Here is an 11,529-nt window from a genome sequence, read left to right as displayed (position 1 = left end):
CCCCACCAGGCCGTCCAGGGCGTCGCTCACCTTGATCTGGCACGAGAGGCGGCTGTTCTCCATCACGCCCTCGGCGAAGTCGAGCATGGACTCCTCCATCGCCGACCGCTCGCCGGTCTTGGCCAGCCAGTCTTCGCGCACATAGACGTGACAGGTGGCGCAGGCGCACGCGCCGCCGCAGTCGGCGTCGATGCCGGGGATGTTGTTCTTCACCGCGCCTTCCATGACCGACAGGCCGGCCTTCACGTCGATGGCGTGCTCGGTTCCGTCGTGCTCGATGTAGGTGATCTTGGCCATACGCCCCTCACACGCCGCCCCCCGTTCCCGCTACGGGAACGGATTCCAATCCAAAATCAGGGCGCGTCTTTGCTGAATTCGATCTCATCATCGGACGCGCCCGTCAGGCGGCGACCTCTTTCATGGAAATGGACGGGTCCGCAAGCTTCGCCTTGTTCACGGGCTTGCGGGAAAGGATGAGTGTCTTGCCCATCATGAACTCGGGCGGCGAGTTGATCGCCTCCACCGACTGCACCAGGTCGCCCTTCAGGTGGAAGACGGCGAACTTGGCCGTGGCCGGATCGCCGCGCAGCAGGATCTCGTCGGCGTCGAACGGGTAGCCGGCGATCTGCAGTTTCAGGTCGTATTGGTCGGACCACTGCCAGGGGCATTCCCCCGCCGGGCGCGGACGGCCGGTGATGGCGCTGGCGGCCTGCTTGGCCTGCTCCAGGGCGTTCGGCACGCTCTCCATCCGGAACATGCGGTCGTAGATGGGCATCGGCCGGTGCGCCACGTCGCCGATGGCGAAGATCGCCGGGTCGGTCACCGACCGCGCGTCCAGGTCCACCACCACACCCCGGGCGCAGTCCAGGCCCGCGTCCTTGGCCAGCTCGTCGTTGGGGTGGGCGCCGACCCCGACCACGACGGCGTCGCAGGTGATGGTACGGCCATCCGCCAGCTTCACGCCGGTGACGTGGCCGCCCCGGCCCTCGAAAGCCGTGACGCTGCAGCCCAGCTCGAAGCGCACGCCGTGCTTGACGTGATAGCCGTGGAAGAAGCTGGACAGCGCTTCGCAGGCCACCCGCGCCAGCAGGCGGGGCTCGCGCTCCAGCACCACCACTTCCGCCCCCAGCGCCCGACCCGACGCGGCGACCTCCAGGCCGATGTAGCCGCCGCCGACGACGGCCAGGGTCTTGCCCGGCCCCACCTGCGCTTTCAGCGCCTCGGCGTCGGCGGCGCTGCGCAGAGAGAGGATGCCCGCGAGCTCCGCGCCTTCGATCGGCAGGGCGATCGCCCGCGCCCCGGTCGCCAGGATCAGGGTGTCGTAGGCGAGGCTGGATCCGTCGGAGAGGGCGAGTGTCCGGGCGCCGCGGTCGATCGCGGTCACGGTCGTGGCGGCGCGGAAGTCGATGTCGGCCTCGGCGTAGAACGCTACCGGCTTCAGCGCCAAGGAATCGGCGTCGGCCTCACCCTTCAGCCAGGCCTTGGAGAGGGGCGGGCGCTGGTAGGGCGGCAGCGGCTCGGTCCCGATCAGGGTGATGGGGCCTGCGTGACCGTACTGGCGCAACAGTGCGGCGGCCGTGCCGCCAGCATGGCCCGCGCCGACGATCACCACATGTGCGGTCCCGCTCATGCTTCTCCGATGCCCAAAAGTGACAGAGGCGTCAACTTAACGCCCCGTCAGGCGAGCGCCGTGGGATCAGACCACCCGGTCCACCAGCATGATCTTGATCTCGGCGATCGCCTTGGCCGGGTTCAGCCCCTTCGGGCAGACCTGGGCGCAATTCATGATCGTGTGGCAGCGGTAGAGCTTGAAGGGATCCTCCAGCTCGTCCAGCCGCGCGCCGGTGGCTTCGTCGCGGGAATCGATGATCCAGCGGTAGGCGTGCAGCAGGGCGGCGGGGCCCAGGTACTTCTCCTGGTTCCACCAGTAGCTGGGGCAGCTGGTCGAACAGCACGCGCAGAGGATGCACTCGTAGAGCCCGTCCAGCTTCTCGCGGTCCTTGGGGGACTGCTTCCACTCGGTGCGCGGCTCGGGGGTCTCGGTGTGCAGCCAGGGCTCGATGGAGGCGTACTGCGCGTAGAACAGCGTCAGGTCCGGGACCAGGTCCTTGACCACCGGCATGTGCGGCAGCGGGCCGATGGAGATCTTGTCGCCCTTGCAGTCGTCGTGGCCCTGCAGGCAGGCCAGCGCATTGCGCCCGTCGATGACCATGGCGCAGGACCCGCAGATCCCCTCGCGGCAGGAGCGCCGGAAGGTGAGCGTCGGGTCCACCGTGCTTTTGATGTGGATCAGGATGTCGAGGATCATCGGCCCGCACTGGGTCGGGTCGACGTCGTAGGTGTCCCACCGCGGGTTCTGCCCGCTGTCGGGATCGTAGCGGTAGATCTTGAACGTCTTGGTCTTGCCCGATCCGGCCGGGGCCGGATGGTGCTTGCCGCCGGTGACGCGGGAATTCTTGGGAAGCCGAAGCTGGACCATCTGTCTTGTCTTCCTTCCGGCTCAGTACACCCGCGCCTTGGGCGGGATGTAGTCGATGTCTTTGGACAGGGTGAAGTTGTGCACCGGGCGGTCGTCTATCTTCACCTTGCCGGTCTTGTCGTCGAACCAGGTGAGGGTGTGCTTCATCCACGTCTTGTCGTCGCGGTCCGGGAAGTCCTCGTGCGCGTGGGCGCCGCGGCTCTCGGTGCGGTTGTGGGCGCCGACCACCGTGACCACGGCCTGGCCGATCAGGTTGTCCAGCTCCAGGGTCTCCATCAGGTCGGAGTTCCAGACCATCGAGCGGTCGGTGACCTTCAGGTCGCCGCGCTTGGCCTGCACCGCCTGCATGCGCTTCACACCCGAGGCGAGCGCGGTGGACGTGCGATAGACGGCCGCGTCCTCCTGCATCGCCATCTGCATCTCCAGCCGCAGCTCGGCGGTGGGGGTGCCGCCGTTGGCGTTGCGGAACCGGTCCAGCCGGTCCAGATGCCAGTCGCTCATGGCCGGCTTCAGCTCCGGCTGGGTCGCCCCGGCCTTCAGGATGTCCGCCGCCCGCAGCGCCGCCGACCGTCCGAAAACCACCAGGTCGATCAATGAGTTGGAGCCGAGCCGGTTGGCGCCGTGCACGCTGACGCAGGCCGCCTCGCCCACCGCCATCAGCCCCGGCACCACCTGGTCCGGATTCTTCCCGGCCTTGGTCACCACCTCGGAGTAGAAGTTCGTCGGCACCCCGCCCATGTTGTAGTGCACGGTCGGCAGCACCGGGATCGGGGCCTTGGTCACGTCGACGCCGGCGAAGATCTTGGCGCTCTCCGAGATGCCGGGCAGGCGCTCGTGCAGGATCTTCGGGTCCAGGTGGTCGAGGTGCAGGAAGATGTGGTCCTTCTTCGGCCCCACCCCGCGCCCCTCGCGGATCTCCATGGTCATGGCGCGGCTGACCATGTCGCGCGGCGCCAGGTCCTTCACGGTGGGCGCATAGCGCTCCATGAACCGCTCGCCCTCGGAGTTGGTCAGGTAGCCGCCCTCGCCGCGGGCGCCCTCGGTGATCAGGCAGCCCGAGCCGTAGATCCCGGTTGGGTGGAACTGCACGAACTCCATGTCCTGCAACGGCAGGCCGGCCCGAAGCGCCATGCCGCCGCCGTCGCCGGTGCAGGTGTGGGCGCTGGTCGCCGAGAAGTAGGAGCGGCCGTAGCCGCCGGTCGCCAGGATCACCATCTGGGCCTGGAACCGGTGCAGGGTGCCGTCGTCCAGTTTCCAGGCGGTGACGCCCCGGCACACACCCTCGTCCATGATCAGGTCGAGGGCGAAGTACTCGATGAAGAACTCCGTCGCGTTGGCCAGGGACTGGCCGTACATCGTGTGGAGCATGGCGTGGCCGGTGCGGTCGGCCGCCGCGCAGGTGCGCTGGATCGGGGCCTCGCCGTAGTTCTTGGTCATGCCGCCGAAGGCGCGCTGGTAGATCTTGCCGTCCTCGGTGCGGGAGAAGGGCACGCCCCAGTGCTCCAACTCGTAGACCGCGGCCGGGGCGTTGCGGCACAGGTATTCGATGGCGTCCTGGTCGCCCAGCCAGTCCGACCCCTTGACGGTGTCGTACATGTGCCAGCGCCAGTCATCCTCGCCCATGTTGCCCAGCGACGCCGAGATCCCGCCCTGGGCGGCCACGGTGTGCGAGCGGGTCGGGAAGACCTTGGTGATGCAGGCCGTCTTCAGCCCCGCCTGGGCGCAGCCCAGGGCGGCGCGCAGGCCGGACCCGCCGGCGCCGACCACGACGACGTCGTAGCGGTGATCGATGAACTCGTACGTCGCCATGGGTTAGGCGCCCCCCAGCGCGACCTTGAGGATGGACATGACCGCCAAGGCGCCCGCCAGACCGCTGACGAAGAGGTTCAGCAGGAGCGCGGCGGCCTTGTTGAAGTGGGAATAGATGTAGTCCTCGATGATCACCCGCACCCCCGACTGCATGTGCATGAAGGAGATCGCGATCGTCAGGATCGTCAGCGTGGCGTTCAGCGGATCGGAGACCCAGGCGGCGGCGGCGTAGTAGTCCAGCGGCGCCAGGACCAGGACGCTGTAGACGGCCCAGAGCACCAGCGGGACCAGGGCGATGGCGGCGACGCGCTCGGAGACCCAGTGGCCGACCCCGTGCTTGGCCGAGCCCAGGCCGCGGGCCTGGGAGAGGGGTGTGCGGAACGACATCAGACAACGAGCCCCATCATGAAGGCGATCGCCCACACCGCGCCGGTGCCGGCGATGGCGAAGCCGAGGACGGCGAAGGACGAAGCGCTCGCATCCTCCTTGGCCAGCCCGTGGCCGAAGTCCCAGATGATGTGGCGGACGCCGTTGCCCAGGTGGAAGAACAACGCGCCGGTGAAGCCCAGGAGCGCGATCTTGCCGAGCCACGAACCCATCACGCCAAGGAACAGGGCGTAGGTCTCAGGCCCACCGGCCAGCGCCATCGCCTAGAGCGCGGCCAGTAGCCCCGCCGCGTAGAGCGCGCTGCCGGTGATCCGGTGCAGGATCGAGGTGAGCATGGTGACGTGCCACCGCCACACCTGGAGGTGCGGCGACATCGGCCTGTCGGCCGGACCACGCGGTACGGATGTCATTCTTAAGGCCCCCATGCCCTCGGCCCTGTCGGTTTTAAGCGCCGCCTGAGGTGTGTCAACGCGATGCAGGCGTGATGGATGAACATGTTACCCCCGCGGCTGCGCCGAGAACGGCCCGATCGGGCGGATGACGCGGCGGAGGACCATGTCGCCGTCCGGGAAGTTGAGCGACCGGCCGTATTGCAGCAGGTCTTGCTCCTGCTCGGCCGTGACCAGGCTGAACATGCCGTTGTCGGTGATGACCCCGCCCAGCCAGAAGGCGCCGACGGCGCGGTAGGCGTCGGCCGCCCAACGGGCGTGGAGGGCGAACGTGGCGGGATCCTCGTGGCGAAAGGCCGCCGGGATCTTGCGTTCGACCAGGTACGTGAGCATGCAACCGCCTTGAGATGGCTTCGCCGATGCCGAAGTCTCTGCGAATATTCCTTGGGCGCAATGCGTCAATATTCTAGGTTCCCTTCGCGAAATACGAAGGAATGCCCAGAAGTGCGGTTTGACCTCGGCGACCTGAGGCTGTTCTGCGAGGTGGTGGACGCGGGCTCGATCACCGCCGGCGCCCAGAACAGCGCGCTGGCGCTGGCGGCGGCCTCGACCCGGATCCGCAACATGGAGGCCGTCCTCGGCGCGCCGCTCCTGACCCGCTCGCGCCAGGGCGTGGCGCCCACGCCGGCCGGGCGGATGCTGCTGAAGCATGCGCGGGTCCTGCTCGACCAGTCGGCGCGGATGCGCGAGGACCTGGCGGCCTATGCCGGCGGCCTCTCCGGCGAGGTGAAGCTGCTGGCCAACACCAACGCCCTGACCGAATTCCTCCCCGAGGCCCTGTCGTCGTTCCTGGCCGCCAACCCGCACGTCAGCGTCGACCTGGAGGAGCGGCTCTCGGACGAGATCGTCGGCCTGATCGCCGAGGGCGTCGGCGACGTGGGCATCGTGGCCGGCACCGTCGACGTCGGCGCCCTGCAGACCTTCCCGTTCCGCTCCGACCGCTTTGTCGTGGTGACCGCCCCCGGCCATCCGCTCTCTGTCCAATCGAGCGTCAGCTTCGCCCAGGTCCTGGCTTACGACCTTGTCGGCCTGGAGCGCTCGGCCTCCCTTCAGCGCTTCCTCACGGCGAAGGCCGCGCGCGAGGGCCGGCCGCTGAAGCTCCGCGTCCAGCTGCGCAGCTTCGATGCGGTCTGCCGGCTGGTGGAGGCCGGCGTCGGCGTGGGCGTGGTGCCGGCCACGACGGCGGCGCGGGCCGAGAAGTCGATGTCGCTCGCCGTCATCGACCTCACCGACGACTGGGCGCTCCGCGAACTCACCATCGTCGTCCGCGCCGGCGAGGCCCTGCGGCCCTATGCGCGGGACCTGGTGGAGAGCCTGCGGGGATAGCGGCCGCTAACGGTCTTCCAGCCAGTCGGCGGAGCGCATCTCCTGCAGGCGCGAGGCGGTGCGCTCGAACTCGAAGGCGCCGTCGCCCTTGGGGTAGAGCTCGGTCGGCTCGGCGTCGGCCAGCATGATCAGGTGGGTCCGGGCCTCGTAGAGGGCGTCGATCAGGACCACGAACCGCCGCGCCTCCTCGCGTCGGGCGGGGGTGAGTTTTGGCACGCCGGCGATGAACACCGTGTGGAACCGCTCGGCGATGGCCACATAGTCGTTCGGCCCGAGCGGTACGGCGCACAGTTCCTCGAAGTCGGCGCGCAGCAGGCCGCCGGCGGCGTTGGGAAAGAAGATCCTGCGGCCCAGCACCTCGATGGTCTCGCCGTCCTCGTCCTCCGGCCCAAGCATGTCGCGCCACAGTTGGCCCACCGCCTCCTCGTGCTCGGCGTCGATGGGTGAGTACCAGGTGCCCGCGGCGCGCAGCCGGTCGAGGCGGTAGTCGTGCGGCCCGGCGATCGTCACCACCTCGGCCTTGGACTTCAGGAGGTCGATGAAGGGCAGGAAGAGCTGGCGGTTGATGCCGTTCTTGTAGAGCTCGTCCGGCAGGCGGTTGGAGGTGGCCACCAGGGTCACGCCGCGGTCGAACAGGGCGGTGAATAGCCGGCCCAGGATCATGGCGTCGGCGATGTCGGTGACCTGGAACTCGTCGAAGCAGAGCAGGCGCGCCTGGCCCGCCACCACGTCGGCCACCGGCGGGATCGGGTCGTCGCCCTTGTGCTGGTCGAAGGCCGCCTTGCGTCCGGACCGGTCGGACTTGCGCCAGCTGTCGATCAGCCGGTGGATCTCGCCCATGAAGACGTGGAAGTGGGTGCGCCGCTTCTTCGGCACGTCGACGGTCTCGTAGAACAGGTCCATCAGCATGGACTTGCCGCGGCCCACCGGGCCGATCAGGTAGACGCCCCTGGGCCGCTCGCGCACCGAGCGGCGGCGCAGCATCGCCAGGATGCCGCCCTCCGGCTCGTCGTCGTCGCGCAGCTCGAGCTCGAGGCGGATCAGCGGCGCCAGGGCCGCGGCCTGCGCCGGGTCCGCCTGGAGCTCCCCGGCGGCGATCTTCGCCTCGTAGGCGGCTCGAAGGGCGGACGGCATGGTCCACCCGCCTAGCTGTCGGCGAGGGCGAGCGCAAGGAACGGGGTGCGCCCGCCAGGGGTTGGATCATTCAGATCGGGAGATACCCATGGCTGAACGCAACGTCCCCACCCCTCAGGCTAACGGCTTCGACCCTGCCCGCATCGGCGAGGCCGACCGGCCCGAAAACGACTGGGGCGAGCCCGAGGCCGGCGCTGTCCATGGGGGCAACCATGCTCGACGTGGCGAGGACAGCCCGGAGAGCCGCCTGCAGGGAACCAAGACCCGCAAGGCCACCAAGGACCAGATCAGCCGCCGGTCCTGATCACCGCATGGTCGGGATCACGAAGGCGCTGTCCTCGACCGCGCCTTCCGGCCAGCGGGCGGTGATGGTCTTGACCTTGGTGTAGAAGCGCACGCCCTCCATGCCGTGCTGGTTGGCGTCGCCGAAGGCCGAGCGCTTCCAGCCGCCGAAGGAATGGTAGGCCACCGGCACCGGGATCGGCACGTTGATGCCGACCATGCCCACGTTCACCCGCGCCGCGAACTCGCGGGCCGCGCGGCCGTTGCGGGTGAAGATGGCGACGCCGTTGCCGTACTGGTGGTTGGAGGGGAGCGCGATCGCCTCCTCGAAGGTCTCGGCCCGGACGATCTGCAGCACCGGGCCGAAGATCTCCTCCTGGTAGGTCCTCATCGTGGGCTTCACGTGGTCGAACAACGTGGGGCCGATGAAGAACCCCTTCTCGTAGCCCTGAAGCGAGAAGCCGCGGCCATCGACGACCAGCTCCGCGCCTTCCTCGACGCCCAGGCCGATGTAGCCGGCGATCTTGTCCTTGTGCGCCTGGCTGACCACCGGGCCGTACTGCGCCGCCGGATCGTTCGACAGCCCGACCTTCAGGGTGTCGATCTCGGCCAGCACGCGTTCGCGCACCTCGTCGGCGGTCTTCTTGCCGACGGGCACCACCACCGGCAGCGCCATGCACCGCTCGCCGGCCGAGCCGTAGGCCGCGCCGATGATGTCCTTGGTCGCCTGCTCCAGGTCGGCGTCGGGCAGGATCAGGCCGTGGTTCTTGGCCCCGCCCATGGCCTGCACCCGCTTCCCGGCGGCCGTGCCGCGGGAATAGACGTACTGGGCGATGTCGGAACTACCGACGAAGCTGACGGCCCTGATGTCGGGGTGGTCGAGGAGGGCGTCGACGGCGGTCTTGTCGCCGTGCACGACGTTCAGCACGCCGGACGGCGCGCCCGCCTCCATCATCAGTTCGGCCAGCTTCACCGGGAGCGTCGGGTCCTTCTCCGACGGCTTCAGGATGAAGGTGTTCCCGGTGGCGATCGCGATGCCGAACATCCACATCGGGATCATGCCCGGGAAGTTGAACGGCGTGATGCCCGCGCACACACCCAACGGCTGGCGCATCGAATAGACGTCGATGCCGGGGCCGGCGCCCTCCGTGTACTCGCCCTTCAGGAGGTGCGGGATGCCGCACGCGAACTCGATCACCTCCAGGCCGCGCTGGATGTCGCCCTTGGAGTCGGCGATGACCTTGCCGTGCTCGGAGGAGAGGAGCTCGGCCAGGCTGTCGACGTCGCGCTCGATCAGCCGCTTGAACTCGAACATCACCCGCGCCCGCCGCTGCGGGTTCACCAGCGCCCAGGTCTGCTGCGCCCGGAGCGCCGCGGCGACCGCATTGGCGACTTCGGCGTCGCTGGCCAGGGCGACGCGCGCCTGGACCTCTCCGGTGTTGGGATTGAACACCTCGCCGTAGCGGCCGCTGGTTCCGGCGACCGAGGCGCCGTCGATAAAGTGGGTGATCTCGCGCATGGGCGGCTTTTAGGCCGGCGGGCCGCCCTCGCCTAGAGGGGCGTCCGGCCACTTTCGTGGAACTCGCGGCCAATCCGTGCGCTAGACGTGGTTGGGGTCTCCTCGGCCCCAGGGGGTGCAATGGCGCGCGCGGCCAATCTCGAAGCAGACGGGAACGACGACGCCCGTTATCGCGTGCTCGTCGACGCGATCACCGACTATGCCATCTACATGCTGGACCCCTCCGGCCGGGTCACGAGCTGGAATGCCGGCGCCCAGCGCTTCAAGGGTTACGCGGCCAGTGAGATAATCGGCCAGCACTTCAGCCGCTTCTACACAGAGGAGGATCGCGCCGCCGGCGCCCCGGCCCGCACGCTGCGCACCGCCGCCGAGGAGGGCCGCTTCGAGACCGAGGGTTGGCGGATCCGCAAGGACGGCGCGCGCTTCTGGGCCCATGTGCTCGTCGACCCGATTCGCACCCCTGAGGGCGAGCTGGTGGGCTACGCGAAGATCACCCGCGACCTGACTGAGCGCAAAGCCGCGCAGGAGACCCTGCACCGCAGCGAGGAGCAGTTCCGGCTGCTGGTGCAGGGCGTCACCGACTATGCGGTCTACATGCTGGACCGCGACGGTCGGGTCAGCAGCTGGAATCCCGGCGCCCAGCGCATCAAGGGCTACGCCCCGGCCGAGATCATCGGCCACCACTTCAGCCGGTTCTACACCGAAGGCGACCGCGAGACAGGTGAGCCGGCGCGCGCCATAGGCGCCGCCATGGCCGAGGGCCGGTTCGAGAAGGAGGGCTGGCGGGTCCGCAAGGACGGCTCGCGGTTCTGGGCCCACGTCGTCATCGACGCGATCCGCGACGATTCGGGCGAGGTGATCGGCTTCGCCAAGATCACCCGCGACATCACCGAGCGCATGGAAGCCCAGCGGGCGCTGGAGCAGGCCCGCCAGGCGCTGATGCAGTCCCAGAAGCTGGACGCGCTCGGCCAGTTGACCGGTGGCGTTGCGCACGACTTCAACAACCTCCTGATGGCGGTGTTGGGCAGCCTGGAGCTCCTGCGCAAGCGACTGCCGGCCGACCCTCGCGCCCACGCGCTTCTCGAGAACGCGGTGCAGGGCGCAGAGCGCGGCGCGGCGCTGACCCAGCGCATGCTGGCTTTCGCGCGCAAGCAGGAGTTGAGCCTGGAAGGCGTGGACGCGGCGGGCCTGGTGCGGGGAATGGCTGGCCTGATGGAGCGCTCGCTGGGCCCGGCGGTAAAGCTCGTCAGCCGCTTCCCCCGCAATCTGCCGCCCGTCTTCACCGACCCCAACCAGTTGGAGACCGCGCTCCTGAACCTGGCGGTGAACGCGCGCGACGCGATGCCGGGCGGCGGCCAGATCACCATCGAAGGCGAGGCCGTGGCCGTGCCCCGGAATTCGGACACGACATTGCCGCCGGGCGGGTACGTCCGGCTCAGCGTCACCGACGAGGGCACGGGCATGGATCCCCAGACCCTCGCCCGGGCGACCGAGCCCTTCTACACGACCAAGGGGGTCGGCAAGGGCACCGGCCTCGGCCTGTCCATGGTGCATGGCCTGGCCGAGCAGTCGGGCGGGCGCATGGTGATCGCCAGCGAACCGGGCTGCGGTACGCGGGTGGAGATCTGGCTGCCTGAGGCAGACGCGCTCGGCGAGGTCAAGCCGACGTCGGCCGGCGGGGCGCCCGAAGCCGGCGTGGAGCCCCGCGTGGTGCTGGCGGTGGACGATGATCCGCTGGTGCTGCTCAACACCACCGCGATGCTGGAGGACCTGGGCCATACGGTGATCTCGGCGGCCTCCGCCGAGGAGGCGTTGGCGGCGCTGCGCCAGCAACACGTCGATCTCGTGATCACCGACCACGCCATGCCGGAGAAGACCGGCCACCAGCTGGCCGAGGATATCCGGCTCAGCCATCCCGACCTGCCGGTGGTGCTGGCCACCGGCTACGCCGAGCTGCCGCCGGAAGTGGGCGCCGACCTGCCCCGGCTGGCCAAGCCGTACAGCCAGGCCGAGCTGGGCCGCCTGCTTTGCCGGATGTTCCCGGACCAACCGCGACAGTGACTCGTCAACGAAGTTGCACTAGAAGGCGCGCCGTCATGACGCGCTCGCCGCAACACCAAGGGCATAACCATCCGACCTTCGCG

The 11,529-nt window shown here is 69.0% G+C and carries 11 protein-coding genes and 1 pseudogene; 3 read left to right on the top strand and 9 right to left on the bottom strand.

Annotation, left to right across the window (positions count from 1 at the left end; all coding sequences use genetic code 11):
* From QZV94_RS17830 to QZV94_RS17800, 7 genes and pseudogenes are all read right to left on the bottom strand, one after another.
* The coding region (locus QZV94_RS17830; RefSeq protein ID WP_293679728.1) for a 2Fe-2S iron-sulfur cluster-binding protein at window positions 1–297 on the bottom strand (297 nt) is incomplete at its 3' end.
* Window positions 298–400: 103 nt separating this feature from the next.
* Window positions 401–1,630, bottom strand: a complete 1,230-nt coding sequence (locus QZV94_RS17825; protein WP_293679724.1) for an FAD-dependent oxidoreductase — start codon at window positions 1,628–1,630, stop codon at window positions 401–403.
* A gap of 66 nt (window positions 1,631–1,696) precedes the next feature.
* On the bottom strand, window positions 1,697–2,479 hold the full coding sequence (locus QZV94_RS17820) for a succinate dehydrogenase iron-sulfur subunit (RefSeq protein WP_293679719.1): 783 nt from the start codon (window positions 2,477–2,479) through the stop codon (window positions 1,697–1,699).
* Between the two features lie 21 nt (window positions 2,480–2,500).
* Window positions 2,501–4,288, bottom strand: coding sequence for a succinate dehydrogenase flavoprotein subunit (gene sdhA / locus QZV94_RS17815; RefSeq protein WP_293679716.1), 1,788 nt, complete (start codon window positions 4,286–4,288; stop codon window positions 2,501–2,503).
* A gap of 3 nt (window positions 4,289–4,291) precedes the next feature.
* On the bottom strand, window positions 4,292–4,675 hold the full coding sequence (gene sdhD, locus QZV94_RS17810; RefSeq protein ID WP_293679714.1) for a succinate dehydrogenase, hydrophobic membrane anchor protein: 384 nt from the start codon (window positions 4,673–4,675) through the stop codon (window positions 4,292–4,294).
* Window positions 4,675–5,049, bottom strand: a pseudogene (sdhC, locus tag QZV94_RS17805) (succinate dehydrogenase, cytochrome b556 subunit). The gene sdhD and the pseudogene sdhC overlap by 1 nt, the downstream one beginning before the upstream one ends.
* 123 nt (window positions 5,050–5,172) lie before the next feature.
* Window positions 5,173–5,457, bottom strand: coding sequence for a hypothetical protein (locus tag QZV94_RS17800; protein ID WP_293679711.1), 285 nt, complete (start codon window positions 5,455–5,457; stop codon window positions 5,173–5,175).
* Between the two features lie 111 nt (window positions 5,458–5,568).
* On the opposite strand from QZV94_RS17800, the gene QZV94_RS17795 reads away from it, so the two are divergent.
* Window positions 5,569–6,450, top strand: a complete 882-nt coding sequence (locus QZV94_RS17795) for a LysR substrate-binding domain-containing protein (RefSeq protein WP_293679708.1) — start codon at window positions 5,569–5,571, stop codon at window positions 6,448–6,450.
* A gap of 6 nt (window positions 6,451–6,456) precedes the next feature.
* On the opposite strand, the gene zapE is transcribed toward QZV94_RS17795, so the two are convergent.
* Window positions 6,457–7,584 (bottom strand): cell division protein ZapE, encoded by a 1,128-nt coding sequence (gene zapE, locus QZV94_RS17790; protein ID WP_293679705.1) that lies wholly within the window; start codon window positions 7,582–7,584, stop codon window positions 6,457–6,459.
* An 88-nt stretch (window positions 7,585–7,672) separates the two neighbouring features.
* On the opposite strand from zapE, the gene QZV94_RS17785 reads away from it, so the two are divergent.
* Window positions 7,673–7,888 carry a hypothetical protein gene (locus QZV94_RS17785; protein WP_293679701.1) on the top strand — a complete coding sequence of 72 codons (216 nt, stop codon included), beginning with the start codon at window positions 7,673–7,675 and terminating at the stop codon, window positions 7,886–7,888.
* Here QZV94_RS17785 and QZV94_RS17780 read toward each other — a convergent pair whose 3' ends face one another.
* The gene (locus QZV94_RS17780) at window positions 7,889–9,385 is read right to left on the bottom strand and encodes a CoA-acylating methylmalonate-semialdehyde dehydrogenase (protein WP_293679697.1); all 1,497 of its coding nucleotides are present in this window, start codon (window positions 9,383–9,385) and stop codon (window positions 7,889–7,891) included. It abuts the gene before it with no gap.
* A gap of 120 nt (window positions 9,386–9,505) precedes the next feature.
* On the opposite strand from QZV94_RS17780, the gene QZV94_RS17775 reads away from it, so the two are divergent.
* On the top strand, window positions 9,506–11,446 hold the full coding sequence (locus tag QZV94_RS17775; RefSeq protein ID WP_293679692.1) for a PAS domain-containing sensor histidine kinase: 1,941 nt from the start codon (window positions 9,506–9,508) through the stop codon (window positions 11,444–11,446).
* Window positions 11,447–11,529 lie beyond the last annotated feature (83 nt).

It is taken from the genome of uncultured Phenylobacterium sp. (assembly GCF_902826855.1).
Classification (GTDB): domain Bacteria; phylum Pseudomonadota; class Alphaproteobacteria; order Caulobacterales; family Caulobacteraceae; genus Phenylobacterium.
This window is presented reverse-complemented; position numbering and strand designations above follow the sequence as displayed.